This window comes from Shewanella baltica (genome assembly GCF_900456975.1).
Classification (GTDB): Bacteria; Pseudomonadota; Gammaproteobacteria; order Enterobacterales; family Shewanellaceae; genus Shewanella; species Shewanella baltica.
Map to the genome: position 1 here is coordinate 4,626,676 of NZ_UGYM01000002.1, position 26,656 is coordinate 4,653,331.

Sequence of the window (26,656 nt, forward strand, 5' to 3'; positions counted from 1 at the left end):
TGAAATTAATGAATACTGCTAAATCAACTTGGCTCGACCTAATGCTTAACGGCGCGAAAAATCGTCAATTACTGGCGCTTGCCCTGCCGATGATACTCTCCAATATCACTATCCCACTTTTGGGCTTAGTCGATACGGCTGTCATAGGTCATCTGAGTGAAGCCTATTATTTAGGGGGAGTCGCTGTCGGGTCAACGATTATCACATTAATCATTTGGTTATTGGGATTTTTGCGTATGGCGACCACAGGTTTAGTCGCGCAGGCCTATGGTGCAAATGATCTTCACGCCCAGCATAAACTCTTAGTCCAAGGCGCTATGCTAGCTGTGTTATTGGGCGCTGGCGTTATCGCGCTGCAAGTCCCGATATTAAATTTAGCGCTAGGATTATCCGAAGCGAGTAGCGAAGTCGAGCGCTATTGCCGCGAGTATTTTCAGGTACGAATTTGGTCAACGCCCTTCGCCCTACTCAACTTAGTAATGCTTGGCTGGCTATTGGGACGTCAGCAACCTAAAGCCGCTATGTGGCAGCTGATATTAGCCAACCTTGCCAATATTATTCTCGATGTGGTGTTTGTCCTCGGCTTAGGCTGGGGCGTTAAAGGCGCCGCCCTCGCCTCAGTCTTTGCCGATATCACCGCTTTCTCAGTCGCACTCACTATGGTGTTACAGCAACTCAAGCGCGAAGCCGATTTTCGCTTATCCCAGCTATTACCCCATGTCACCCTGACGGGGTACGGCAAATTACTGAGGCTCAACACAGATATTTTTATCCGCAGCCTCTGCCTGCAAGCGGCCTTTGCCTTTATGACTTTTCATGGTGCGGGTCTGGGTGATAATACCGTTGCCGCCAATGCCGTGTTACTGAATTTACTGCTGTTAATCTCCTATGCACTCGATGGCATTGCCTATTATGCCGAGGCAGAAGTCGGCCGAGCCTATGGCCAAAAACAGGCGGAGCAATTACGGGAAGCAGTGATCTTAGCCTGGAGCTGGTCGGCCATTACTGCGTTAGGGTTCTGCGCTGTATTCAGTCTTTTTGGCAGTAATATTATCGCGTTACTGACCAGCATTAATGAGGTCAGAACCACTGCACAGACCTATCTTATTTGGCTGATATTTTTGCCTTTATGGTCTTTTAGCTCGTATTTATTCGACGGGGTTTATATCGGTGCCGCTAAAGGCAAAGTGATGCGCAATAGCATGATACTCGCCACCTTCGGTGCATTTTTCCCGACCTGGTATTTGCTGCAGCAACTATTATTGCCTGAGCAAGGTAACCACGCCCTTTGGGCCGCCATGAGTGTCTTTATGATCGCCAGAAGCCTAACGCTTGCGGGGCACTATTATTTCAGCAAAGACTTTTTGAATAATTAAATCTGTAAAGACAGTAGCTTACAAATATCAAAATCACTATGATGTTGATTTTACAATTGTAACAAAGATGTGATTCTATAATGAAAAGGATTTTACCGCTGCTTTTTATGTGGCTATGCAACCATGCCGTTGCCGACACAGCGCCACAATTACCCGTTGAAGCCTTTGCAAGCATCCCAGATGTTAGCTCTGTGCAACTCTCGCCTAACGGCAAAAAACTCGCATCGGTTGTACGCGTCGACCAAGCCAAACTCAAAGGTACTGTCGTTAGTATCCAAGATATAGAAACAGGCGAAAAAAGCATTCCGTTGCACACGGATAATCAAAAATTTGTCATCCTGTCTCTGCAGTGGGCAAACGATAATATCTTACTGATCAGTGCTAAGTTTCCGGCTAACCGTTACGGTACACCGACAACCGAAACCCGCCTTGTTAAGTATGATTTGACCACTAAAAAAACCTCGAGTGTCATTCCACGCAGTGTCTTAGATCGTCTCAATTGGATACCGCAACATCAGGGACAAATTATCGATCTGATGGCAGATGATCCCGACAATATTTTACTGTCATTAGACGGAATGGGCGAAAACGTAGGCGAAGATAGTGTACTGAAAGTCAATTTAGCGCAGGGTAAATCCAGTTACACCCAAAATGCTAAAAAGAAGATCATCAGTTGGATTACTGACAGGCAACACAAGGTCCGTATTTCTATCTATAACGATGATACTGAGTACCGCATTTATGAACAGGCCGAGCAAAAGAGAGATTCACGTTTACTTTGGACCTTTAAAGCCTTCTCAGAGGACAGTGTTTGGCCATTAGGTTTTGATGCTGACCCCAATATTCTTTACGTTCGCGCCTATCACCAAGGTTTCGAAGCCATATTTAAAGTCAATCTGACCGATCCTAAGCTCACAAAAGAATTGGTCTACGCCAATGAAGATACTGACGTTGAAGGTAATTTACTCTATTCGAAACTGAAGAAAAAAGTGATTGGTATCAGTGAAGGTGACGGCGAAGAATACACCTTTTGGGAAAAAGAATATGTGGGCCTACAAAATGGCCTTAAAGCCGTGTTACCCAATGCACACAACTATATTACTCAGTTCAGTACCGATGAACGCCGCTACATAGTGTATTCCACTAGCTCGACCGAGCCCGGCACTTACTATTTTGGCGATAGGGACGAAAAAACGCTTTATCCAATCGCTAACCGATACGGCAGACTCAAGAGTGAACTCCTCGCCGATACCCAATATTTAACTTATGAGGCAAGGGATAAGCTCAAAATCGATGCTTACCTAACCGTGCCAAAAGGGCTTGAAGCCAAGCAACTGCCGACGATTATTTTCCCCCATGGCGGCCCCATCAGTTACGACAGCAACGACTTTGACTACTGGGCACAGTTCTTCGCTAATCGTGGTTATGCGGTATTTCGGATGAACTTCAGGGGCTCGGCAGGTTACGGCTATGAGTTTATGAAAGCTGGCCTAAAAAGCTGGGGACTCGAAATGCAAAACGACGTCGAAGACGGGACTCGCTACCTAATAGATCAAGGGATTAGCGATCCTAAACGTATTTGTATTGTCGGGGCTAGCTATGGTGGTTACGCGGCCTTAATGGGTGCAGCCATGACTCCCGATCTCTACCGCTGCGCCGTGAGTGTAGCGGGTGTCACCGATGTGGCCTATCTAGTGAAATCGAGCCGAAGATTTACTAACTATAAAGTGGTTAAAGAGCAAATAGGGGATGACTTTGATGCGCTCTATGACCGCTCGCCGATCAGTAAAGCCGATAAAATTAACATCCCAGTATTGCTGCTACATGGCGATAAGGACAGAGTGGTGAAGGTTCAACATAGCCGAGAAATGTATGACGAACTCAAATCACTGAAAAAACCAGTGGAGTATATTGAGCTGGAGAATGGCGATCATTACTTGAGCAATAACGACAACAGACTCGCGACATTTAAAGCCTTAGATAAGTTCTTAGCTGATAACCTCAACCATAAGTTATAACTGAACAGCAGCACTTTAAGCGAATGCAAAATATAAAAAACGCGACTCAGAGGTCGCGTTTTTTATTCAGCTCAACAAACAAGATTAAGCGTAAGAATGCTCACCGTGTTGGTGATCTGTCACGTCACGTACGCCAGTCAACTCACCTGGGAACATGTCTAACAGTTGTTTCTCGATACCATCCTTCAGGGTGATATCAACTTGAGAACAACCGTTACATCCACCGCCGAACTGCAGTACAGCTACGCCTTCTTTAGTGATTTCAACCAGCATGATATTACCACCATGGCCGGCTAACTGAGGGTTGATCTCAGATTGGATCACGTATTCGATACGCTCGACTAAAGGTGCATCGCCAGACACTTTACGCATTTTTGCGTTAGGAGCTTTGAGCGTGAGTTGTGAACCTAATTGGTCAGTCACAAAATCGATAGTGGCATCTTCAAGGAAAGGTGCACTCTTCTCATCGACCATAGCATTGAAGCCAGTGAACTCGATTTCAATATCATCACTTTCTACTGCATCCGGTGGACAATAAGACACACCACACTCGGCTTGCGAGGTTCCTGGACTGATCACAAATACGCGAATATGAGTGCCTTCAGGTTGATCTGCTAACAACTTAACAAAATGGGCTTGAGCCGCATCGGAAATGGTAATCATGAAAACCTGCTCCGTCAGGGGATACCTGAGTGTTTTAGTAAGAATTAGCCGTATGATACTCCGACTCACCTTCGCTTTGTAGTCCCTTGGGTAGCAAGTTTGTGGATTTTTGCCATAGCGATCACGATTCGACTGGGTCATTTGAGCTATTTAAACGATAAAAGCTTAGCGAATTAAAATCGAATAATGCTAATAAGACAGTCACTTGAGTGGACATTCCAAGACGCTATATACATGCTTCTCATTCATTATCGAGATCATCCAACAAGCCTGGCGCCTCTGCCCTTGCCAAACACCATACCTGCACATGTACGTATCGCGCTTCGAATAAGCGGGCAATTTCAGAGACTGTGGTGCCTGTCGTGACCACATCATCCACCAGTGCAATACGCTGGAACGCAAAATCATCCGCTAACATAAAGGCATCGTGTAAGTTGCGTCGTCGTTGTGCACCTGAAAGTCCGGCCTGCGGCCGAGTGTCTTGCTGGCGCGTTAATCCTTTGCTCACTAATGGCAGTTGCAAGAGCTGTGATAACTCATGGGCAATTAACCACGCCTGATTAAACCCCCGTTGTTGCAAGCGTTTTGGATGCAATGGGACTGGCACTATAGCTTGCGGCAGCATGATTAATCCTTGCTGTTCTAATAGCTTAATTCGCGCCACTAAGGCGCGGCATAGCACAGGTAAAGCGGCAAGTTGCCCCTGATATTTAATCGCGCCGATCCAAGCACCTAAACCTTGATGGTAACTGCAGGGGGCAACGACTTTACGCGGCTGACGCTTTTGGCATTCCCCGCAATAATCAACCTCGATTTGCATCGACTTACCGCAGCCTAAGCAAATAGGTCCATGATATAAGCCAGATTGAAGACAAACGATGCAAATGCCCGTCTCGGGGATAGGTATGGATTGGTGGCACAGCAGGCAACGGTTAGGTAAACTGCCCGCCAACCACCTTGTGCTGAGTTGATAGCCTAAACACACTATCCGCCAAGCGGATGGCGGCCAAATCCTTTTAACAAAGCGCGACATACCTTCACCTAATCCATTTTTGAGGCACTCAAGTGAGCCAAGTGACATCCACAAACCACGCAAATTTGCATATTGAAATCAGAGGCCAAGGGCCAGATCTGGTGATGCTTCACGGTTGGGGAGTCAATAGCGCTGTGTTTACGCCATTACATGAGTCACTGTCTCAGTATAGGGTGCACTATGTCGACTTGCCGGGCTTCGGCCATAGTCAGATGGTGGAAGGTGATCTATTAGCTTGGGTCGATGTCTTAGTCGCCGCATTACCAGAACACGCTATTTGGGCCGGCTGGTCACTTGGTGGGCTAGTTGCGACTCAGGCAGCACTGAGTTATCCGCAAAAAATCAAAGGCTTGATCACTATTGCCTCATCCCCTTGCTTTATGGCAAGGGAAGACGAAGCATGGCCGGGCATTCCGCCCCAAGTCCTTAATCAATTTAGAGAACAACTCGGGCAAAATTTACCTAAAACCATTGAGAGATTTTTGGCGATTCAAGCCATGGGCAGCGAAACCGCCAAGGAAGATATCAAACGGCTGCGCGATCTTGTGCTTGCGCGTCCGTTACCCGATGCCAGAGCCTTAACTCAAGGTCTGAGTATGCTGACCGACATCGACTTAAGGCCGCAACTGACAGAGTTACAGCAACCTTGGCTTAGAATTTGGGGCCGACTCGATGGACTCGTCCCCAAACGCGTACAACCTAAGATGCCGATCACGCCGCAAATTGAAGATGTGATGCTAGCCAAAGCCTCACATGCGCCGTTTATTTCCCATCAACAGGAGTTTTTGCAGATATTTATGCCTTGGTTAGCGTTACAGACACGCTAACGCTTTATCTTTGAGCGATTAATGACTAGTATTTAACCATTAGTGCACCAAGGAATTTTCCATGTTAGTTGTCAGTAACTACCCCCAAGTCCCACTAGCGACCAGTAATGTCGCGACGGACTCGGCTCGGGTCGACAACCAACTGAAACCTGTGGTCATTCCCCCACAAGCTGCCACTAAAGGCCATGAAGAACGTGCCTTTAATTCGCAGAATGAACGCACAGCAGATCAAACTCAGCAACAAACCAAAACGCTCGAGAATAATCAGCAACAAGTTCAAGAAAAACAGCAGCAACAGCAATCCTCGCAGCAACAAAGCCAACAGCAACAAGAGAAAAAAGCCCCCATTGTGGTGGCCGAGCGAGTTTTACCTAAGACGCTTAAAATTGCCGCACGCGGTCAAGCGGCGCTGCAACGTAAGGATATCCGCTTAAAGGTCAGTCAAGGTGCGGCAAATTATGCCAGCAGTAACGCCAAAGCGAATACCAGCAGTGCGGCGCGTCAATCGCTCCAAGGAGAACCGACTCAATTTTATCAACAGCTTGGACAACGCATTGGTCAGTTCTATCAACAACAGACTCAGCCAGAGCAAGAATCTATTATGTCGACGTGGATTTAACCTATTCCAATCGTATGAATCCGTTTGCGCACAAAATTAACATGAATGATAAACAAAAATGCCGCTAAAAATAGCGGCATTTTTTATGCTGTTTAACGCTTATTTAGGCAAACGATACAGCTCTTGCTGGTAGGCCAAACTGCCCCATAATGCCCAACTTAAGGCTTTCTTCTCTAACGCTGCTGCAGCTGGCGCATAAGGCGTTAACTGCTCAGTTTTTTCGTTATATTCGAAACCTTGAGCCGCTTTTTCTGGCTGCAGGATCACTACATCTTTACCTTCCATCAGGGCAAAGTTTTTATCGTATTGCATTAACGCGCGTCCAGGCCAATCATCGCTGACCTGGGTCAAATCTCGGCCTAGCATAGGATAAGAGTCTGAAATACCAATCAATGATAAAAGTGTCGGCGGTAAATCAATCTGGCTCACTATACGATGATCGCGTTTTGGCGCTAAATTATCCCCAAGGATTAAACCCGGAATACGAAAACGTGACACTGGCACCAGATCCGCACCACCTACTCGGCTGTCATGGTCGGCAACCACGATAAAAATCGTGTCTTTCCAGTAGTCTGCATTTTTCGCGAGTTTAAAAAACTCACCAATCGCATAATCGGCATATTTCGCCGCATTGTTGCGGGTTTGCTTAGGTTGTTCGTACAGCTCGATACGATCATCAGGGAATTCGAATGGATCGTGGTTACTCGAGCTAAACACTAAACTAAAGAAAGGCTTACCTTCACTGTGTAGACGCTCAAACTCACTATTCGCCTTACGCATTAAGTCTTCGTCTGACGCGCCCCACGAACCCACGAAGGCCGGAGATTTATAATCTTTCTGATCTATGATGTCACTAAAGCCGTTACCCAAAAAGAAGCTACGCATATTGTCGAAATGGCTCTCACCACCATAAATAAACTGCGTGGTATAGCCATGATTTTTAAGTAATTCAGCTATGCTGAAGAAGCCAACTTGGCTCTTACCCAGTTTCACCACAGCACGAGCTGGCGTCGGGGTAAAACCTGTCGTTACGGCTTCTATCCCGCGCACTGAACGAGTGCCAGTGGCGTACAAGTTATCGAAATACCAACCTTCTTTGGACAAGGCATCGATATTCGGAGTCAGGGGTAAACCACCTAAACTCCCCACAAAACGTGCGCCTAAACTCTCTTGCAGTAGGATCACTAAGTTCTTTGGCTTTCCGGTATAACTGGCTTGGTTAAAGCTTAGCGATGGGATATCCGTTGAGGTAAATACACTTTCAGGACGACCACTTTCCTGTCTTATGGTCGCAATAATCTCAGCGTTATCTAACTTGCCATACACTTTAGAGGCATCTTCTTCACTACCCATCTGCTTGATGGCAAACACTAATGAATAGGCTGAGTTGATGACTAAAGAGTTCACTAATGGATCGTCGGCAAACGCCACCATAGCAGGGTTAATCGGTCTATGGCCTAAGGTTGAACGCGCACCTAATAACGTCATGGCGATAACAAGCACTGCCAATACAGGACGCCAGTACCAGCGCGGGAAACGTAGATTTTTAGTGAGCTTACCGCTTAACACCCAGCCCCCCCAAAGCGTACCGATAGTTAATAGCACGGAGAAGATCAGCTCAAGTTTGCGACCCGCCCACAGCATAGAAAGCACTTCTTTCGGGTAGATCAGATATTCTACATACAAACGATTTGGGCGAATACCGTATTCTTCAATAAACGCAGGAGTCGATGCTTCTAAAAAGAGGATGATCCACAGACCGACAGTTAACCACACCCGTAAAATTGGCTGCCACAGACGGCCAATAAAATGATCACCCGAAAATAATGCGGTTCCTAAGGCAGCAATACCCCATAACCAGCACAGAGTCGCGATATCGACGCGTAAACCTTGGATTAAGAGATGCGACCAACCATCAACAGCGGCCACGCGATCGGCTTGCCACAGCCCTAAAGCGATACGGCTCGCGGTGGCAATAAAAAGCACTAATAGCGAGAAAATAAAGATGGCGCGGAAAGGCCCATGGGCATTGTTGTGCCCGCGAGGTGATAAACCAGATTGCATGTGTTACCCCAAAACGTATAATGAGCCACTCAGCGTTGGAGTGTCAATTTGAAAAAAATCGGTGAATAAGCTGTGCTATGACAACCGATTTTGCTTAACGTTGCATTAAATGCCGACTTTATATTCCCTAAGACGATATTGATGCAACAATTTTGTGAGTAACATGTAAAAAAGTCGACTCGGACATGGCTTAAGTCCGAGTCTTAACGGTTAACGCTTACTTTTTCAGCTTAGCGAAGGCATCGGCAAAGGCATTGCCCATGGCCGCGTTCGCAGGTGCTTTAGGTGCTTGCTTTTGTGCAGGACGTGCAGCAGGTTTCGTCGACTGTGGTGCCTTACCATTATGAGTTCTGGCAGGATTATGTGGTCTTTGCTGCGATTTACTTTGATCGATAGCTTCATCCAAACGCATGCTCAAACCGATACGACGACGCTCGACGTCCACTTCCATCACTTTGACTTTGACCACATCACCCGCTTTCACGATTGTGTGGGGATCGCTGATAAACTTGTCGGTCAGTGAAGAGATATGCACCAGTCCATCTTGATGCACGCCAATATCGACGAAGGCACCAAAGTTAGTCACGTTGGTCACCACGCCTTCGAGCACCATTTCAGGTTTCAAGTGTTTAAGTTCTTCCACACCATCTTTAAACTTGGCGGTTTTAAACTCACCACGGGGATCACGACCTGGCTTATCCAGTTCGGCCAAAATATCCGTCACAGTAGGTAAACCAAACTCCGCCGTAATGAACTCTTCAGGTTTGATGCTGCGCAGTAGATCTGAGTTACCCATCAGGCTCGCCAGCTCCACTTGCTTAGTCTTAGCGATAGTTTCCACTAACGAATAAGCCTCTGGATGCACAGACGAGGCATCGAGTGGATTGTCACCTTCACGAATACGCAAAAAGCCCGCCGCTTGCTCATAGGCTTTAGGCCCTAAACGTGGCACTTTCAGCAACTCTTTACGATTCTTAAACTGACCATTGGCATCGCGGTAATCAACCACATTTTTCGCTAACGTCTTGTTTAAACCAGCCACTTGCGACAACAAAGGCGCAGAGGCCATGTTGAGATCCACACCCACACCGTTTACACAGTCTTCCACCACGGCTTCCAGCGAACCCGATAATTGGCTTTGGCTCACGTCGTGTTGGTATTGGCCCACACCGATAGATTTAGGCTCAATTTTCACCAGTTCGGCTAACGGATCCTGCAAACGACGCGCGATAGACACAGCACCACGAATCGAGACATCGAGATCAGGAAACTCCAGCGCCGCCAATTCCGATGCTGAATACACAGACGCGCCCGCTTCGCTGACCATCACTTTAGTCAACTGTGGATGGGTATCTTTCACGGCGGCAATCAGCTCAGCGGCTAGCTTGTCGGTTTCCCGTGATGCCGTACCATTACCAATCGCAATCAATTCAACCTTATGCATTTTGACTAAGTTAGCCAAAGTACGAATCGACTTTTCCCACAGATTTTGCGGTGCGTGCGGGAAAATCGTCGCATGGCACAACATCTTACCCGTGTTATCGACCACCGCCACTTTCACGCCAGTACGTAAACCTGGATCGAGTCCCATGGTCGCTTTCGCGCCCGCTGGAGCGGCCATCAATAAATCACCTAAGTTACGGGCGAAAACTTTAATGGCCTCGGCTTCGGCGCGTTCGCGCATTTGCGAGATAAACTCGGTTTCCATCTGTAGCGCAATCTTAATGCGCCATGTCGCCGTCACCACGGTTTTCAACCATTGATCGACGCTGCTATCGCCTAATTTCAGCCCTAAGTGATCGCAGATAATTACTTCGCAATAACTGCCTTGGCCCGCTTCAGCAGCAGGATCGGCATTCATAGATAACGCTAAGAAACCTTCGTTACGGCCACGCAGCATCGCCAGCGCACGGTGAGAAGGGATCTTCGCTAACTGTTCGGTATGCTCGAAATAATCACGGAATTTCGCGCCTTCTTTCTCTTTACCTGCAATTAAGCGGCTTTCTAACACACTGTTTTGGCTTAAATGTTCACGCACTTTACGCAGTAATTCCGCGTCTTCGGCGTAGCGCTCCATCAGGATATAACGCGCGCCTTCAAGCACAGCTTTCACATCGGCGAAACCCGCTTCGCTATTGATATAACCCGCCGCTTTGGCTTCGACATCGGCGCTACGGTCAGCCAGTAAGGCATCGGCTAATGGTTCAAGCCCAGCTTCGATAGCGATTTGGCCCTTAGTGCGGCGCTTAGGTTTGAAGGGCAGATACAAATCTTCGAGACGTGTCTTGCTGTCTGCGTCGTCAATAGCCCTTTGTAATTCTGGCGTTAACTTACCCTGAGCTTGGATGCTAGACAGAATCACTTGGCGTCTGTCGTTCAGCTCACGCAGGTAACCTAAACGTGTGTACAAGGTACGCAGTTGCGTATCGTCTAATCCGCCCGTGGCTTCTTTACGATAACGGGCAACGAAGGGAACTGTCGCACCATCGTCAAGCAGAGTGATGGTTGCGGCAACTTGTTGCTCACGAACATTCAGTTCTTGAGCGATAATCTGAGCGATGTTATGTGCATTAGTTTGCATAAATAAAGTGTCGTGCCTAACTGTAAAGTAAGTCGTTATTGCGCCAAAGATACCACAGGCGCCCCGTATGTTTCATGCTAAAGCCTAGGTCAAAGCAGAGTCTTTGATCTTTCATCGCCATGCCATGGTGACCGCAGCGGTTGTCACGGCTGCAACCCTGTCGCTAATCTGCCTAGCTGGCGAGAGTGGATTCAAAAGGAGTGTAACGGATCTGATTGATATACCACTCTTTTGGACCCGATGGCGTTTGCACTACCACCTCATCGTCCACTTGCTTGCCGATTAAGGCACGCGCCATGGGCGAGTCGATGGTGATGTAGCCCAATTTGGTATCGAGCTCATCTTTACCGACGATCCGATAACGCACGCGATCACCGGCTTCATTTTCAAGCTCAAACCAAGCACCGAAGAATATTTTACCTTCCTGCTGCGGTGAGTAATCGACGATTTTTAACTCTTCCAGCCGCTTAACTAAGTACCTGACTCGGCCGTCAATTTGTCTTAACAAACGCTTGTTGTAAGTGTAATCAGCGTTCTCACTACGGTCGCCCTGCGCCGCCGCTTCTTGGACTTTAAGGGTGATTTGCGGCCGATATTCTTTCCACAAATACTTCAATTCTTTATCTAAAGTTTGCCAACCCTGTCGGGTGATCAAATGCGCTTTCATAACTCTTTATTATCCACATGCTGAGCAAAAAACAGCGGCAATCTCACAAAATGCACGCTAAAAATCACATACAAACTCACAGGCTAAAGCCCTAGGCCTACTACTTGGTTACGTCCACTCTCTTTCGCCAAGTACAATTGCTGGTCCGCTGTTTCGATCAGTGTTTGCCAAGTCAAATCACTTTTGGGCAGCACGCTCGCAACACCCGCACTAATCGTCACCTCTTGGAAGCTCGACTCGAGATGTTCAAGATGCAAAGCTTGTACTGCATTCACTATTTTCTGTGCCGTATGAATGGCACCGGCAAGCTTGGTTTCTGGCAGAATACAAATAAACTCCTCCCCGCCATAACGTGCAACAAAGTCAGTCGCGCGCTGCAGAGAATCACTAATGGCTTTTGCAACTTGTCGCAAACATTGGTCGCCTTCCTGATGACCATAACGATCATTAAAACGTTTAAAAAAATCCACATCTAGCATCACCACAGATAAGGCTAACTCGTTGCGGCAGCAATGTTTCCATATTTCAGGAAGTCGCTGCTCAAACTGACGTCGATTGGCGACGCCCGTTAAACTGTCAAGCAGCGCGATAGAGTGCAACAGATCAGATTGTCGCTTGAGGGTAAACTGATTTTTTACCCGCGCAGTGGTGATAATTGGATTGATAGGTTTATGGATAAAATCGACTGCTCCCAGCTGAAAACCTTTAACTTCTTGCACTTCATCAAAATGAGCCGTAACAAAAATAACCCCAATAGTCGCGGTTTCAGGATCGGCTTTAAGATGTTGGCAAACGTCAAAACCCGACATACCAGGCATTTCAATGTCTAACAGCACTAAATCTGGCTGTACCTTCTGGCATATGGCTATCGCCTGCTCACCATTGGTCGCCATAAACAACTCATACTCTTCATTGAAGAGTTGATGCAATATTTTGATATTGAGCGGCTGATCATCAACGATGAGGATCTTACCTTTCTCACTTTGGGGCCGAGCAATTAATTCTGCAAGATGCATTACGCCTCCTCCAACATGATAATCCGTAGCGTATCTAATGCCTGATTAAAATCGAGCGCTTGCACTTGCCCATGCAATATGGACCATTGTGGATGGCCTGACAGCAATTCAGCTAACTGGTCAGTTAAGGCCATAGCCTCTAAATTGTTCTCTTTTAATAGGTTCATTAGGGTATTAAGGTCCGTCTTAACACTTTGCACCGATACCGAAGAATACACGGCTTTTTCTACATTATCGCTAATAACTGCATTAAATTCTTCCACCTCAAAGTAGGTTGAAAGCTGCTGACTACTCTGATTAATGAGTACCTCTAACGTATCCGTCCAGCGCTTAATATCAATCAGTTCAGGGCATTCTTGCTTAAACTGTTTCTCTAAGTAAGCCGCATGCGCAGCTAAACGCCGAGCACCAAAATTACTGGCAATGCCTTTAATACCATGGCTAATCGCCGCCGCCGTTGAGTGATCAAATATCTTAGTCGACTGCTTAAAGAGCGCGAGTTGCTTCATCATTTCAGGCGCAAAACTTTTGGCCATTTTTTGGAAGAAAGACTGATTCCCCCCAAAACGACGCAGGATCAGGCGAATATCATCGAGTAATTGCTCATCACTCTGCTCCTGCGTCGCTTCAGGCCAGTGCCCTTCAAATTCAGCAGAGGTCATATCCTCACGGCCAACTAAGCGCAAAATACTCGGTAGTAATAGTGGCATATCGATGGGTTTGCCAACATGGTCATTCATACCCGCATTGAGACACTCTTGCCTATCGGACTGTGAAGCATTAGCTGTCATCGCAAGTATCGGTAATGCTGCGAAACGTCCATCAGCGCGGATACGTCGAGTCGCCTCCAATCCATCCATATCGGGCATTTGCATGTCCATGATGACAATATCGAATAAGTCACCACTCTCGAGCACCAAGGAAACACCTTCCATGCCGCCTTCTGCCAATACGACATTCGCGCCCTCATAACTCAATAGCTCATCGATAACTTGTCGATTGAGTTGATTATCTTCCACCACTAATATGGTTAGCCCTGCTAAAAATCGCTGTGAACGCGGCTGAGGGTGCGCCTCCATTGTCTTACCTTCGATGGCATTTAACACAGCTTCAGCCAAGATCTGCGATGTCACAGGTTTAGTGAGGAAATTAACGAAAGGGACATGTCTAATCTGCTGACTCTCGGCAATCACTTCATGGCCGTAGGCCGTTAACATCACCACCAGCGGAGTCTGATTATTCGCGTCTGAGTTACGCAGCATTTCGGCGGTTTGTAACCCATCAAGGTCTGGCATACGCCAATCCATCAACACCACATCAAACGGTACCGATTTGTCATGGGATTTTTTAACCTTCTCTAGAGCCGCATATCCACCTAAGGCAGTTTCAACCTCACACCCAAATCCGGTCAAAATTTTCTCTAAAATCTCCGTCGTCAATTCATTATCATCAACCACTAACACACGGTATCCGCTAAGGTCTGTGTGCCGAGTTTGTTCGACTTGTATAATAGGAAACGTCATATCAAACCAGAAACGGCTTCCAACACCCACCTTGCTGGTCACATGTAACTCACTGCCCATAAGGCCGATAAGCCTTTTGCTTATTGCTAGCCCGAGCCCTGTGCCCCCAAAGCGGCGTGATGTTGAGGATTCTGCCTGTTCAAATCCGGTAAAAATCCGCTCAATCTGCTCATCACTGATACCAATACCCGTATCGGTAATTGAAATTTGTACTGTGACTGTATCTGCCTCATGGCGTAAACATTCAATGCCGACAATCACTTGACCGTGGTGAGTGAATTTAAGGGCATTACCCGCGAGGTTAACGAGGATCTGTTGCAATCTAAGTTGATCTGCTAACAGCCAAGGAGGTAAAGCCGTGTCGAGATCAAACATCACCTCGACATCTTTATCACCATGGTTACCCGACAGTACAACGGCAAGATCCCGCATCAGCAATTCAATCGAACAGGGATGAAGATCGAGTACTAACTTGCCAGCATCAATTTTAGAAAAGTCGAGAATGTCGTTCAGCAGTCCTAATAAGGACTTAGCGGCCGTTTGAGTTTTATTAACATAATCTTGCTGCTGCCTAGACAAAGAGGTGTATTGAATTAATTGCAGCATGCCTAATACGGCATTCATTGGGGTGCGAATTTCATGGCTCATATTGGCTAAAAATGCAGACTTAGCCGCACTCGCCGCATCGGCCTCCTGCTTAGCTTCTCGCAAGCTTTCTTCCAATTGTTGCTGTTCAGTGATATCTAAATTAATCCCAATCACTCTAATCGCATGACCCTGTTTATCGCGCTCTACTTGGGCGGCTGCCTGAACGAAGCGAATCGAGCCATCTGTCCTTACCACCCTAAAAATAGGGTCATATTTCGCCGTTCCTTCAACAGCGCCTTTCAATTTAGCATCAGCAAAAGCAATATCGTCAGGATGGACCCGCATCGACCAGTGCTAATAGGTTAATCCTTGTTCACGAAGACTTTCAGGCTGATCGTAAATCGCAAACATACGTTCATTCCATTCAAGCGAATTACCGAGCAGATTCCAAGTCCAGATACCTAATTGAGCCACTTCGGCTGCCTTACTTAAATGGTTACTGGCCGTCATCAGTGCTTGTTGCTGCAGTAACATCAGTGAAATATCGACGCCAATGCCTAAATAACCAATAATCTCGCCAACAATGTCACGCATAGCAGTGACAGAAAGTGACACTTGGAACTGGCTACCGTCTTTACGCACATAGGTCCAATTGCGAGTTTCCGAACCTTCGGCTCTTGCCTTATAGATGAAAACATCAAAGCCTTGAATGTCTTTACCATATTCAGCGGATAACTCTGCAGATCTTATCATCGCCTCCTCGAGCAAATGCAGAGGCGCAGGGGTAGATTGGCCTATCATTTCCTCGGCTGAATAACCAAGTAAGCGCTCTGCTCCACGGTTAAAAATGGTGATATTGCCTTGCACATCAGTGGCTATAATGGACATTTCAGAGGCGGCATCGAGCACGTTAGTCAGTAATGACCCTAAGTTATTTTTCTCAATCTGTGTCAACTTACGGTCGGTAATATCAATCCTTAATGCCACAAAACGTTCAATTTTACCGTATTCATCAAATACTGGACCAATCACAGTATCGAACCATTTCAACGTTTGATGCTTATCAAGGTTGCAGATTTCACCGTGCCAAGACTGTCCCGAGTTTATCTGTTGCCACATAGATCGCCAGAAAGACACATCATGTTCACCCGACTTGAGTATTGCATGGGTTTTCCCCACAAGTTGCTCACGCGAATAGCCACTAATGCGGCAAAAGTTATCATTCACCTCTAAGATGACGCCATTGGGGTCAGTAACGGAATAGAGTAGCTGTTGATTAATAGTGTCGAGCAAGGTTTGGTTTTCGAGTAACGCCTGCTGCAACGCATGGGTACGCTTGGTGACTTGCCGTTCGAGACTTGCATTCAAGCTTAAAATATGTCGTTCAGCTTCAAGCTGCGCTGTAATATCGCGGATCGTTTGGCTCATGCCAGCTATCTTGCCGTGCTCGTCGTAAATAGGTACGGCTGTAGTCGAGGTTGATAAATGGCTACCATCCTGCCGTTGGTGGCTAGTTATCCGATTTAAAGAGGTTTTCCCCGCTAACACTTCGGCGAATAATGCTCTTTCTTCCTGCACTATGCTGGCAGGAACAATCAATTTACAACACGACTGGCCAAGAGCGTGCGCTTCGGTATAGCCAAATAACTGCTCGGCACCTTGGTTCCAACTGGTAATTTGGCCCCTAGTGTCATAACTGATAATGCCATCGAGAGAATGCTCCAGCATGCTGGCGCGCCTAGCCTGTTCAAGCAGCACCTGCTGCTTACGCTGCAAACTGATGGACCACATGGCAATTAACGCAGCTAAAAGCAGGCTAAACAAACTGCCACTCAACAGCACTAAACTGGGTTGATTAAGATGCAATGACTTAATAAAGGATGGATAAGCGATAACTTCTATCTGCCATTTACGACCAAAAATGTCTTTCGTCATTTTATGGCGATATGCAGATAGTGGAGACGCCTCATCAGGGTGTGTTTCAAAAAAACTGATGGGACGCTCAGCTTGGGTGATATCGCTAAGCAACAGCTTAGTCATCTTCTGATTCAACGCTAACCCCATTAGAACTTCGTTCGTCACTAAGGGGGCATAACTCCAACCATACCCGGCTGACAGTCTATCCTGTTGTGTTTTAGGTACTAAACCCGTGCGATAAATAGGCTGCAGAATTAAGAATGATTGTAGCGGCCTACCCGTAGCCTGCACTAATGTGATGGGTGCAGATAAGCGCACTTCACCGGATAACATAGCCGCATCGGCAGCGGCTTTACGATGTGCCTCTGAGGCAATATCTAAGCCAACGGCAGCTTTATTGCGGTCTACTGGCTCAATATATTCAATAACGTATCTTTCGCCATCATGAGCGTTAAGTTGGCGAATATTAAAATCAGGCCAATCATCTTGACGAGCTCTTGCTATAAATGCCGCTTCATCGGCACTGGGTACTCGACGAATAAAGCCAAATCCACGGGCGCCGGGAAACTCATGGTCCACATCCCGCGTTAAACTATAACGATGGAAGCTAGCACGACTAATATCATGCTCACCCGCAGTGACTATCGTGCCGCGTGCACCGCGTAAACCATATTGATATAAGGTGATACGGTTAATCACGTTCTCACTGATTTGCTCCGCGTCCTCGCGCAAGGCTTGCTCAATCTTTTGGGCGTTCATGCGCCCCGTCAACCCTGTTAATAACGCGCTTAGCACCAATCCAATCAACAGGACTAATAAGCCCCATTTCGAAGCATTTTTATAACTCATGGACAAGTGCATAAACGCCTAATAATTTTTAATCAGAGAGTTATGATTTTGGACTAATAAAAATTCTTTTGCCACTCAGCGAGTGGCAACAAACGATAAATGCGCCAAAAGTTGCTGATGCCCATTTAGTTACAATTTCAGCTATAGCGTGAATAAACGCGAGTATTCCCATGCAATTTCATTTGCTTAGTATTAACATTGGGCAATCAATATCAGCATTTATCGCATTCAAGTTACTAAGGTGAGCTAGTCGCCTTGGTTGAATGCGGCTATATTAGGCAGATTCGTTTTCAATTTCAGCCAGTTGGTTAATCTTAACTGTTTCTCGTCAGTAGAATAAGCACCAATCTGAGCAATTAAAGGACATCCCATGGGACAAGAAACCTCGAAAATCCTCGTCGTCGATGATGATATGCGCCTGCGAGCGTTACTCGAGCGTTACCTGATGGAGCAAGGTTATCAGGTGCGCAGCGCGGCCAATGCCGAGCAGATGGACCGCCTATTAGAACGCGAAAACTTCCATTTACTCGTGCTCGACTTGATGTTACCCGGTGAAGATGGCCTATCTATCTGCCGCCGTTTGCGCCAGCAAGGTAATCCTATTCCGATCGTGATGCTGACGGCCAAGGGCGATGAAGTCGACCGTATTATTGGCCTAGAGTTAGGCGCCGACGATTATCTGCCAAAACCTTTCAATCCACGGGAATTACTCGCACGGATCAAAGCCGTGATGCGTCGCCAAACCCAAGATGTGCCCGGTGCGCCAGCCCAGCAGGAAGCGCAGATCAGCTTCGGTGAGTTTTCGCTGGATTTAGCCACCCGTGAGATGTACCACGGCGACGAATCGATTGCGCTCACCAGCGGTGAGTTTGCCGTGCTTAAAGTGCTAGTTACCCATCCACGCGAGCCCTTGTCTCGGGATAAATTGATGAACCTCGCCCGTGGCCGCGATTATTCGGCGCTAGAACGCTCCATCGACGTGCAAGTGTCACGTCTGCGGCGTTTAATCGAAAAAGACCCTGCGAATCCGCGCTACATTCAAACTGTGTGGGGATTAGGTTATGTGTTTGTGCCCGATGGCGCCGCGCGTCGATGAGCCGCGCTGCCATCTTAATCTGCTGCGGTTATTGAGCCCCCGATGAAAGCTAAGTTTTGGTGGCGGTTTGTGCCTCGCAGCGCGTTTAGCCAAACCGTGATGCTGATTGGTTGTCTACTACTGATCAATCAGCTGGTGTCTTACGTCACAGTTGCCGTTTATGTGCTTAAGCCAAGCTACCAGCAAATCAATCAGTTAATCGCTCGCCAAGTCAAATTGCTGTTTGTCGATGGCATAGATATTGGCCGCGAACACTTAACCATAGTCGATGCCCTCAATGCCAAAGTCCACGACGATGGCATGAAAATCTACAATCAACAGCAAGCGCGCGAAGCCGGTATTGAGCAAGCGACCTATTATGGTTTCTGGTCGGCGCAGATGTCGGAATATCTCGGCGGCGACGCCGAAGTGCGCGTCACCCACGGCAGCGTATTGCAGATTTGGATCCGTCCACCACAGGCGCCCTCGATTTGGATAAAAGTGCCGCTGATTGGCCAAAATGTTTCAGATCTTTCGCCGCTGACCCTCTATTTAATGGTCATTGGTGCACTCAGCGTCGCCGGGGGGTGGTGGTTTGCCCGCCAACAAAACCGTCCACTTAGGCGACTACAAAAAGCCGCGATTGCCGTTTCCCGCGGTGAATTCCCCGATCCCTTGCCGCTTAATGGTTCGAGTGAAATTGTCGAAGTGACTAACGCCTTCAACCAGATGGCGCACAGCATGAAACAACTGGAGCAGGACAGAGCGCTATTGATGGCGGGGATTTCCCACGACTTGCGCACGCCGCTCACCCGTATTCGTCTCGCTTCTGAGATGATGGTTGAGGAAGATCAATATCTTAAAGATGGCATAGTCAACGATATCGAAGATATGGACGCCATCATCAGCCAGTTTATTGCGTATATTCGCCAAGATCAGGAAACCAGCCGTGAACTAGGCCAAATCAATAAACTCATTCAAGATGTCGCTCAAGCAGAAGCCAATCGCGCCGGTGAAATAGAAGTAGTATTAACTGACTGCCCCGAAGCTCAATTCCAAGCGATTGCCATCAAGCGAGTACTGAGTAACTTAGTCGAAAATGCCTTTCGCTATGGTTCTGGCTGGATCCGCATTAGCTCGCAGTTCGACGGCAAACGTATCGGTTTTACTGTTGAAGATAATGGTCCAGGAATCGACGAGTCACAAATTACCAAACTATTTCAACCCTTTACCCAAGGTGATATCGCCCGTGGCAGTGTCGGTTCAGGCCTAGGTCTCGCCATCATCAAACGGATTATCGATAGACACCAAGGGCAAGTCACCCTCTCCAACCGCACCGAAGGCGGTTTAAGAGCCCAAGTGTGGCTGCCGCTGGAATAGCGCGAGATCACATATCGGCAAATCAAATGACAACGCTGACATTCATGTGGGCGCTTGTCATATTAATGTCACGCTAAATTCATAAACTCAGAACAGTTAACTGGCTCTGACAATTATGAAGATTGCAAAATGAAAATTTCAACGCTGTCGCTCTCTGCTTCTGCCCTGTTGTTATTGCTCGCGGGATTATTAGCGGCCGTAGTGCTGTGGAGTAGTGATCAGCGACAAAATATAGAACAACAAACACTCACACTGCAAAGCATACAAGAAGACTTCGTCGGCGTACGCCGCGATCTCGACGGCTATCTCGCCAGCGGCAACTCTAGCCAACTTGAACAAGCTAAAACTAAACTCAGCGCCATTAAGAACCAGCTCACAGAGCTTAATCTAGCCACCATGGGCGCTACCGATAATGACTTGCAAGCAAGTCTCAGCAGCTTCATTCAAGATTTAGATACCAAGTACCGCGCCGCGGGTAAACTCGCTGGCAACCCCAGGCAATTGCTGGCCCACGCCGAATCTGAAATGCTCGACTATAACCGTCGTTTGGGCAGTTATGCCGATAAAGGCTTAGCCACAAATGCGGCGGTCGCCGAACAATATCTGCAATTGAGCCGCGATTTACCTTCTATCGTCTACCAACTTTCCCAGCTGACCGATGGCTATCTGATCGGCAAAAATCAGCAACTCAAGGGCATTTTAGACAGCACCAGCAAAGAGCTAAATACATGGCACGACGCCCTCAGCGCACTGCCGTTAATCGGCGTATATGAGCAGCAAGAAGCCGATGAATTTGCCCTCGGTGCCAGCGAACCAGAACAGATTGAAGTCGGCGACAGTGACCGCAGTGAACTGCTCAGTCTCGCCAATCGATACAACAAAGAAGTCGCCAATACCCACCAATTGCTGCAAGCCAACCAAGAGATGCAAGATCAACTCATTCAAGCGATCAGCAATGTGGAACAACAGCTTATTGGCTTAGGTGAGGCTCAGGCGGCAAAGAATCAACAGCTGAAATATGAGCTACAACTGATCCTCTACACTATGGTTTCCATCATGGCCTTGTTTGCCATAGGTTATTTAATCCTGCAGCAAAATCGCGTCGTCAAACCGCTGAAACGTCTTAATCAAGCCTTTATGAAATTAAGCGAATCGAACAGCCGCGAACGTTTAGACATTAATCGTCGCTGCGAGACGGGCCAAATCGCAGGTCATTTCAACCAGTTGCTGCAAAGGTTTGAACAGGAAGACGAGGCACAGCGCCAACAAATCACTAAGGTTTCTCAATCATTAAGCCAACTGGTTGCGCGCATTACTCAGCTATCGCAGCACACAGAGCACACTCAGACGATTGTGGCCGATACGCAAACACAGACCGAACATATCCGCAGCCTCGCCAATGAGGTGAGCCACACTTCGGCACTCGTGGAAGACAGCGCCGCCGAAACCATGCGCCAAATGCAGTCGAGCCAAACTGAAGCCGAGGCCGTACTCAGCGCAACTGAGCAGACGCAAACCGCCGTTGGCCTTTGCCATGCTTCCCTTGAAAGCCTGAATAACTCAGTGACGGATGTGTCGAAAATCATTGATGTAATTGGCAATATCGCCGAACAAACTAACTTACTCGCCCTCAATGCCGCCATTGAAGCTGCGCGGGCGGGAGAGCAAGGTCGCGGCTTTGCCGTGGTTGCCGATGAAGTGCGAAATTTAAGTCAGCGCACCCAAGTGTCCTTAAACGAAATCGTGAAGATTCTGCAGCAACTGACCCAATCGAATCATGCCCTCAGTGAGAGTGTCGATGGCATAGCACAGGCCACCAGCAGTCAAAAACTGCGCGCTCAAAGCCTATGGCAAGTAGCGCAAACGGTGCAAAACCAAGCGAGCGACATGGCCAATACCGCTAAACAAGGCTCGCTCAATGCCAAGGAGCAAGTCGATTATCTCGATCAATTTGTGCGCACTATGGATAGCTTAAAAGAGCAGGCACAAACCAGTTCACAACAGAGTGAAGTCATCGCCCAAGAAGTGCAGCAGAGCGTCGAGGATATTGAGACCAGTTTAGGCATTGCCGATGCTGGTAACTTAACACCACAGTCGCGGGCCGCTTAACCCACTAAAATACCAATAAAAATGGGAGCCTAAGCTCCCATTTATTTTGATGTCCGATTACGTTCGGACCTTAATCATTACAGTGCAGCTAAAACCACTTCGGCTTTACTGGCTTCAAAAGCCTTTGGCTCTTCAACATTCAGCAGAGTCACTACGCCGTTATCTATGATCATGGCGTAACGTTGTGAACGCACGCCACCAAAACCAGCAGTATCCATTTCTAAGCCTAACGCTTTAGTAAAGCTGGCATCGCCATCGGCTAGCATCATCAATTCAGAGGCATTTTGCGCTTCGCCCCACGCTTTCATCACGAAGGCATCGTTCACAGCAACACAGGCAATCAAATCCACGCCTTTCGCTTTAAATTGATCGGCTAATACGACATAGCCAGGTAAATGCGCTTCAGAACAGGTCGGAGTAAAAGCACCGGGTACAGCAAACAATACCACTTTTTTACCAGCGAACAGTTCAGTAACTTGGTGATTCACCATGCCATCTTTCGTTAGTTGGCCTAATGTAGCTGCTGGTAATGTTTGACCTTGATCAATCATATTTATCTCCATTTAGTTAAATTAACCTGACCATACTAGCCCTATTTACCTGAGATAAACACAGAGAGAAAAAAGGGTGATTAGCCGCGAGTGCGATTCATCCGCAGCCCTGCACACAAACCGAGGAACAACAGACCCAATACCGATAAGCTACCGCCACTTTCTTCGACGACTATGACATCAGGCTCTCGGTCTCGATCGCTACTTTCCAATGGCAGTGCATACAAACCATCGGTTTCATCGGCACTAATGGTCGCGACAATATCGCTGTAACCCACTTCATACACATCAATCAACACATCGTAGTGGTCCGTCGCATAACCCGTGTAGAGCGTGGTCAGCACTTCATAGTCGTCCTGTGTTGAATCGCCATAAATAGTAAACACGTCCGTGGTGTAGTAATGCACCCAAGGGCCGCCATTACGGCTGAGATAAAGCTCGGCAAATAAGTCAGCTCTTTCATTAAGATACGCTCCGTTAACATCGACGTCGAAGGTCACGCTAAAGGTTTGATAAAACCCATCGTAGTCAAAGTCTTCGAACAAACGACTGCTGGCATCAAAAATCGAAAAGCTGTGATACACAGGGGCGCGGTAGGGATCTTCACTGGTCGCGCTCGAACTCGGCATGCCTTGGCTCGCATGTTTCGCAGTCACTTGCTCACGCGTCATCGGCGATGCGCCCATTAGTTGCACGCGGTTTGCCGTCGGCGCTTTAGAGGATAAGGCTGGCGCCAAGGATTTAACGGCTGCAGCAGCGGCTTCAGTGACATTTTTTGCGGGCGCAGCTTGTTGTAACAGGGCTAAAGCTTGCTGTTCCTGCTCGGCTGCTTGCTCGCTGTTTTCAGCTTTTTTGGCAATGCCGACACTGGCCGCAGTAAATGGCGTTAAGCTTTGCGATGATTCCAGTTCGCGGGGCTGAGCGCTGACGGCAGTGGACGCTAAAAACAGCGCGGCAATGGCCGTCGCTTTAACGAAATGGGTGTTAACCCGACAGTTAACTGTGGCTGCCATACCTTGTTTATTGAGTGTGTTCATCTTGAATACCCCATGGATAACCCGTTCAAATTGGAGTCATTAAAGTGTAATGAAGGTGAACATAAGCTGAACATCAACATTTAGTGTTCTTAGCGCGACAATACGTTCAGCCTTAGTTCATCTGAATTAGCCGACACTAGGGCATATTGAATGCGAGCATAGGAATAGACTCGCTGACAGAGTTTCAGTTCTGTCACGAATAACAAAATGACTACCAAAGTTAATTTTGATGGAATTGTGCCAACCAATTGGCTGATCTCTATGTGTTTGTTAAGGTGATGAGGTATTCTTAGTCGACTCGATAAGTTATCCATCTCACCCATTAGCTTAAGATCGCCGAACATTGCGGGTACCAGATATGAAACTTTGTTTGACATTGGCCCTAATCGCTTGCTTATTGGCCTCCTTTGGCAGCATGGCAGGCAATGATAGACAGAATGATCGCAACCAAGGTGCGAAGAATGAGCAGCGCCGTCTGGCGGTCAATAGCCCAGATCAAGCTGTAGCTATGGTGCAACGCCAATATCAAGGCAAGGTACTGAGCGTGCAATCCAGCGGCTCAGGATATCGGGTTAAGCTCCTCAATAATGACGGCCAAGTGTTTTCAGTCTCAGTGGATGCCGCAACTGGCCGAGTGTCGAGGAATTAACTATGCGATTGTTATTGGTTGAAGATGATTTAGAACTGCAGGCTAACTTAAAACAACATCTGCTCGATGCCCATTACAGTATCGATGTGGCGAGCGATGGTGAAGAAGGCTTATTTCAAGCACTCGAATACAACTATGATGCGGCGATAATCGATGTCGGTTTGCCTAAACTCGATGGTATCGCGCTTATCCGCAGCGTACGCGAACAGGAACGCGACTTCCCAATCCTAATTTTAACCGCGAGGGACAGTTGGCAAGACAAGGTGGAAGGGCTCGACGCCGGTGCTGACGACTACCTGACGAAACCTTTTCATCCCCAAGAACTGGTCGCGCGGCTAAAAGCCTTGATCCGTCGCTCTGCCGGCAAGGCCAGCCCTTTGATTTATAACGGTCCCTTTAGCCTAAATACCAGCAGCTTAGAAGTGCGTAAAGGTGAAGAGTTGGTTAACCTCAGCGGCTCTGAATACAAGTTATTCGAATTTTTTATGCTGCATCAGGGTGAAGTGAAATCCAAAACCGTATTGACGGAGCACATCTACGATCAAGATTTTGATTTAGATTCAAACGTCATTGAAGTCTTTATCCGCCGGTTACGTAAAAAACTCGATCCTGATAATCAATATAACCTGATTGAAACCCTGCGCGGCCAAGGTTATCGCCTAAAAACGTTAACGCCCGAGCCAACTGCCGATGAGTAAACGTGCCATTGTGTGGCAAGTATTGAACTCCCTTAAAGCGCGCTTAGTTGCCAGTGCATTATTGTTTATCTTAGTGTTATTGCCTTTGATCGGCGTCGCCTTAAACGATGCCTTTACCGAGCAAGTTAAAAGCGCGACCAAAAATGAACTCAGCGCCTATGTCTATTCGATACTCGCGGTGACGGAAGTCGAGAATAAACAAATATCTATCCCAGAATTAGTACTCGAAAATCGTTTTAACCTCATTCAATCTGGGCTGTATGCCATTGCGACCACTGAAGATGCCAGCGGCAAACAAACGATCGTGTGGCACTCGCAATCTTTTATGGGCATGGTGCCACCGCCACATTTTACCATCCCAGCAACGGGTCAAAGTGACTTTGAGCAAATCGAGCTCGCCGAACAACCCCATTTGATTTATAGCTTTAGCGTCAGTTTCGCCAGTCAAAATCAAAACGTGCCTGTGACGATTCACATCATCAAGGACGAGCGCGAATTTCAGCAGCAAATCGATCAATTCAACCAACAGCTTTGGACTTGGCTGCTGATCCTCATGTTCGTCATGCTCGTGTTCCAACTGAGCTGGCTAGTGTGGACGCTGCGGCCATTGGCACGCTTTACCCAAGAATTACACTCCGTCGAGCAAGGTAAGTCGATGCAGCTAAGTAGTCAGTACCCCACTGAACTACAAGCGGTTGCGCGGCAGCTCAATATTTTGCTCAATACCGAACAAACCCAGCGCAAACGCTATCGTAATGCCTTGGCCGATCTTGCCCACAGCCTCAAAACACCGCTGGCGGTGATCAAGAGTCAGGCCGACTTAAGCGAAGCCTCCAGCGAGCAAGTGTCGGTGATCAGCCGCATTATTGGCCACCAGTTGAAACGCGCCCAAACGGCAGCGGCAGCCTCGTGGCATTTAGGGATTCGCGTCGATGACGTCGCCGCTAAGTTATTACGCACCTTAGCTAAAATTTATCGCGAGCCGCAAATCAACCTCAGCGGCGAGATGGCAGACGAAGCAGTATTCAAAGGTGATGAAGCGGATCTCACGGAAATTCTCGGTAACGTGCTCGACAACGCCTGCAAAGCGGCAAAGTCCACGGTTAAATTAACCGTGACCGGCGATGCCTATCAATTGCTGATCTGCATCGAAGATGATGGGCCAGGGATCAGTGAGGCGCTGCAAAATCAAATCTTTGAACGCGGTATTCGCGCTGATTCCTATCATCAAGGTAATGGTATTGGGCTTGCGATCGTGCGCGATTTAGTCGACAGCTATAACGGCAGAATTTCAGTCTCACGTTCAGAAACCTTGGGCGGCGCCAAGTTCAGCATCAGCTTCGTGCATTCTATTTAACCTTTAATTTCAATAATATAGATTTAAACCCCATCCTAAATTGCGGTTAAAAATAACTT

Annotated in this window: 18 protein-coding genes and 1 pseudogene; 10 read left to right on the forward strand and 9 right to left on the reverse strand. The window is 47.5% G+C overall.

Features of this window, described 5'->3' with window-relative positions:
- Window positions 1-8: 8 nt before the first annotated feature.
- A complete protein-coding gene (locus DYH48_RS20705) occupies window positions 9-1,376 on the forward strand; it encodes an MATE family efflux transporter (RefSeq protein WP_115335804.1) in 1,368 nt (455 codons plus the stop codon).
- An 80-nt stretch (window positions 1,377-1,456) separates the two neighbouring features.
- Window positions 1,457-3,394 (forward strand): alpha/beta hydrolase family protein, encoded by a 1,938-nt coding sequence (locus DYH48_RS20710; protein ID WP_115335805.1) that lies wholly within the window; start codon window positions 1,457-1,459, stop codon window positions 3,392-3,394.
- An 84-nt stretch (window positions 3,395-3,478) separates the two neighbouring features.
- On the opposite strand, the gene nfuA is transcribed toward DYH48_RS20710, so the two are convergent.
- Both nfuA and DYH48_RS20720 read right to left on the reverse strand, forming a co-directional pair.
- On the reverse strand, window positions 3,479-4,057 hold the full coding sequence (gene nfuA / locus DYH48_RS20715) for a Fe-S biogenesis protein NfuA (protein WP_006079591.1): 579 nt from the start codon (window positions 4,055-4,057) through the stop codon (window positions 3,479-3,481).
- A 241-nt stretch (window positions 4,058-4,298) separates the two neighbouring features.
- On the reverse strand, window positions 4,299-5,090 hold the full coding sequence (locus DYH48_RS20720; RefSeq protein WP_172481222.1) for a ComF family protein: 792 nt from the start codon (window positions 5,088-5,090) through the stop codon (window positions 4,299-4,301).
- Between the two features lie 32 nt (window positions 5,091-5,122).
- On the opposite strand from DYH48_RS20720, the gene bioH reads away from it, so the two are divergent.
- Both bioH and DYH48_RS20730 read left to right on the forward strand, forming a co-directional pair.
- The gene (gene bioH, locus DYH48_RS20725; RefSeq protein ID WP_115335806.1) at window positions 5,123-5,917 is read left to right on the forward strand and encodes a pimeloyl-ACP methyl ester esterase BioH; all 795 of its coding nucleotides are present in this window, start codon (window positions 5,123-5,125) and stop codon (window positions 5,915-5,917) included.
- Window positions 5,918-5,978: 61 nt separating this feature from the next.
- The gene (locus DYH48_RS20730; RefSeq protein ID WP_115335807.1) at window positions 5,979-6,536 is read left to right on the forward strand and encodes a hypothetical protein; all 558 of its coding nucleotides are present in this window, start codon (window positions 5,979-5,981) and stop codon (window positions 6,534-6,536) included.
- 99 nt (window positions 6,537-6,635) lie between these two features.
- On the opposite strand, the gene DYH48_RS20735 is transcribed toward DYH48_RS20730, so the two are convergent.
- From DYH48_RS20735 to DYH48_RS24140, 5 genes and pseudogenes are all read right to left on the reverse strand, one after another.
- Window positions 6,636-8,600 (reverse strand): LTA synthase family protein, encoded by a 1,965-nt coding sequence (locus DYH48_RS20735; RefSeq protein WP_115335808.1) that lies wholly within the window; start codon window positions 8,598-8,600, stop codon window positions 6,636-6,638.
- 217 nt (window positions 8,601-8,817) lie between these two features.
- Window positions 8,818-11,181: a Tex family protein gene (locus DYH48_RS20740; RefSeq protein WP_115335809.1), complete on the reverse strand. Its 2,364-nt coding sequence runs from the start codon at window positions 11,179-11,181 to the stop codon at window positions 8,818-8,820.
- 172 nt (window positions 11,182-11,353) lie between these two features.
- Entirely contained in the window at window positions 11,354-11,848 is a 495-nt protein-coding gene (gene greB, locus DYH48_RS20745; protein WP_115335810.1) for a transcription elongation factor GreB, read from the reverse strand.
- Window positions 11,849-11,931: 83 nt separating this feature from the next.
- Window positions 11,932-12,864, reverse strand: coding sequence for a diguanylate cyclase (locus tag DYH48_RS20750; protein WP_014620512.1), 933 nt, complete (start codon window positions 12,862-12,864; stop codon window positions 11,932-11,934).
- Window positions 12,864-17,753, reverse strand: a pseudogene (locus DYH48_RS24140) (PAS domain S-box protein). The gene DYH48_RS20750 and the pseudogene DYH48_RS24140 overlap by 1 nt, the downstream one beginning before the upstream one ends.
- 358 nt (window positions 17,754-18,111) lie before the next feature.
- Here DYH48_RS24140 and ompR point away from each other — a divergent pair.
- The 3 genes from ompR to DYH48_RS20770 all read left to right on the forward strand — a co-directional run bounded on the left by ompR (window position 18,112) and on the right by DYH48_RS20770 (window position 22,305).
- Entirely contained in the window at window positions 18,112-18,837 is a 726-nt protein-coding gene (gene ompR / locus DYH48_RS20760; protein ID WP_006079507.1) for an osmolarity response regulator transcription factor OmpR, read from the forward strand.
- Window positions 18,838-18,879: 42 nt separating this feature from the next.
- A complete protein-coding gene (envZ, locus tag DYH48_RS20765) occupies window positions 18,880-20,196 on the forward strand; it encodes a two-component system sensor histidine kinase EnvZ (RefSeq protein ID WP_115335811.1) in 1,317 nt (438 codons plus the stop codon).
- A 129-nt stretch (window positions 20,197-20,325) separates the two neighbouring features.
- Window positions 20,326-22,305, forward strand: a complete 1,980-nt coding sequence (locus DYH48_RS20770; protein WP_115335812.1) for a methyl-accepting chemotaxis protein — start codon at window positions 20,326-20,328, stop codon at window positions 22,303-22,305.
- Between the two features lie 77 nt (window positions 22,306-22,382).
- On the opposite strand, the gene DYH48_RS20775 is transcribed toward DYH48_RS20770, so the two are convergent.
- Window positions 22,383-22,856 (reverse strand): peroxiredoxin, encoded by a 474-nt coding sequence (locus DYH48_RS20775; RefSeq protein ID WP_115335813.1) that lies wholly within the window; start codon window positions 22,854-22,856, stop codon window positions 22,383-22,385.
- An 80-nt stretch (window positions 22,857-22,936) separates the two neighbouring features.
- Window positions 22,937-23,893, reverse strand: coding sequence for a choice-of-anchor H family protein (locus tag DYH48_RS20780; RefSeq protein WP_115335814.1), 957 nt, complete (start codon window positions 23,891-23,893; stop codon window positions 22,937-22,939).
- A 358-nt stretch (window positions 23,894-24,251) separates the two neighbouring features.
- Between DYH48_RS20780 and DYH48_RS20790 the strand changes: the two genes are divergently transcribed.
- Genes DYH48_RS20790 through DYH48_RS20800 form a run of 3 tightly spaced genes read left to right on the forward strand, consistent with a single transcriptional unit; the run spans window position 24,252 to window position 26,597 of the window.
- Window positions 24,252-24,542: a PepSY domain-containing protein gene (locus DYH48_RS20790; RefSeq protein WP_115335816.1), complete on the forward strand. Its 291-nt coding sequence runs from the start codon at window positions 24,252-24,254 to the stop codon at window positions 24,540-24,542.
- 2 nt (window positions 24,543-24,544) lie between these two features.
- Window positions 24,545-25,240: a response regulator transcription factor gene (locus tag DYH48_RS20795; protein WP_115335817.1), complete on the forward strand. Its 696-nt coding sequence runs from the start codon at window positions 24,545-24,547 to the stop codon at window positions 25,238-25,240.
- Entirely contained in the window at window positions 25,233-26,597 is a 1,365-nt protein-coding gene (locus DYH48_RS20800; RefSeq protein ID WP_115335818.1) for an ATP-binding protein, read from the forward strand. Before DYH48_RS20795 ends, DYH48_RS20800 begins: the two co-directional genes overlap by 8 nt.
- Window positions 26,598-26,656 lie beyond the last annotated feature (59 nt).

Bases quoted from the DNA above. Each gene is read 5' to 3' on its own strand.
- DYH48_RS20740 (WP_115335809.1), bottom strand. From the start codon at position 11,181: ATGCAAACTAATGCACATAACATCGCTCAGATTATCGCTCAAGAACTG.
- DYH48_RS20730 (WP_115335807.1), top strand. From the start codon at position 5,979: ATGTTAGTTGTCAGTAACTACCCCCAAGTCCCACTAGCGACCAGTAAT.
- DYH48_RS20790 (WP_115335816.1), top strand. From the start codon at position 24,252: ATGAAACTTTGTTTGACATTGGCCCTAATCGCTTGCTTATTGGCCTCC.
- nfuA (WP_006079591.1), bottom strand. From the start codon at position 4,057: ATGATTACCATTTCCGATGCGGCTCAAGCCCATTTTGTTAAGTTGTTA.
- DYH48_RS20705 (WP_115335804.1), top strand. From the start codon at position 9: ATGAATACTGCTAAATCAACTTGGCTCGACCTAATGCTTAACGGCGCG.
- DYH48_RS20775 (WP_115335813.1), bottom strand. From the start codon at position 22,856: ATGATTGATCAAGGTCAAACATTACCAGCAGCTACATTAGGCCAACTA.
- ompR (WP_006079507.1), top strand. From the start codon at position 18,112: ATGGGACAAGAAACCTCGAAAATCCTCGTCGTCGATGATGATATGCGC.
- envZ (WP_115335811.1), top strand. From the start codon at position 18,880: ATGAAAGCTAAGTTTTGGTGGCGGTTTGTGCCTCGCAGCGCGTTTAGC.
- DYH48_RS20770 (WP_115335812.1), top strand. From the start codon at position 20,326: ATGAAAATTTCAACGCTGTCGCTCTCTGCTTCTGCCCTGTTGTTATTG.
- DYH48_RS20750 (WP_014620512.1), bottom strand. From the start codon at position 12,864: ATGCATCTTGCAGAATTAATTGCTCGGCCCCAAAGTGAGAAAGGTAAG.
- DYH48_RS20710 (WP_115335805.1), top strand. From the start codon at position 1,457: ATGAAAAGGATTTTACCGCTGCTTTTTATGTGGCTATGCAACCATGCC.
- DYH48_RS20795 (WP_115335817.1), top strand. From the start codon at position 24,545: ATGCGATTGTTATTGGTTGAAGATGATTTAGAACTGCAGGCTAACTTA.
- greB (WP_115335810.1), bottom strand. From the start codon at position 11,848: ATGAAAGCGCATTTGATCACCCGACAGGGTTGGCAAACTTTAGATAAA.
- DYH48_RS20800 (WP_115335818.1), top strand. From the start codon at position 25,233: ATGAGTAAACGTGCCATTGTGTGGCAAGTATTGAACTCCCTTAAAGCG.
- DYH48_RS20780 (WP_115335814.1), bottom strand. From the start codon at position 23,893: ATGAACACACTCAATAAACAAGGTATGGCAGCCACAGTTAACTGTCGG.
- DYH48_RS20720 (WP_172481222.1), bottom strand. From the start codon at position 5,090: ATGTCGCGCTTTGTTAAAAGGATTTGGCCGCCATCCGCTTGGCGGATA.
- DYH48_RS20735 (WP_115335808.1), bottom strand. From the start codon at position 8,600: ATGCAATCTGGTTTATCACCTCGCGGGCACAACAATGCCCATGGGCCT.